The sequence below is a fragment of the Psychrobacter sp. 1U2 genome (assembly GCF_051847575.1).
Map to the genome: position 1 here is coordinate 1 of NZ_JBPYDC010001319.1, position 631 is coordinate 631.

Sequence of the window (631 nt, forward strand, 5' to 3'; positions counted from 1 at the left end):
ATAGAGGGGCACAATATACAAACCACCACTAAACCCTAAAAAGAATAAATCAGCAAATACCCGTAAGCTACCGCCTCTACCAAATACATCGCTAATCCCTAAGAGAGTGTTCGAACTCAAATCGTTATTTAGCCCTGATAACGAAAAATAAAGGTCAATAGCAAAGATACTGAGTCCTGCGATGCCAAAAGGCAACAGTCGCAAGCTCACTTGATTTTTCGTCAAACTTTTACACAGTAAAGAACCAATAGACACGCCAACAGAGAAGAGAGTCAATAGAAAAATAACGACAGACTCATCACCCTGTAAGATGACTTTGCTAAATTCAGGCGTCTGAGTCAAAAACGTTGCCCCATAAAACCAAAACCAGCTATTGCCTAGAATCACAAAGAACAAAAAAGGCAAAGAATACAAGTAACGTACCGTGGCTATGCTAGTGGTAAAAACATTCCAATTAATAGTCAGATTGGGCTGCATCGCTGGCGTCATAGGAATAAAGCGCGCTGCCATATAGCCTAATAATGCTACAACTACAACCGTTGCGCTAATCCAATATAGTGACTGTGGCAGCTGCGTTAATACTCCAGCGACTATCATGCCGAGTAAAATAGCAAGAGAAGTACCCATCTGA

General features: G+C 41.2%; 1 pseudogene. It reads right to left on the reverse strand.

Going from position 1 to position 631, the window contains the following annotated elements:
• Positions 1-631, reverse strand: a pseudogene (locus tag ACS8FD_RS21860) (MFS transporter); the annotation flags it as partial.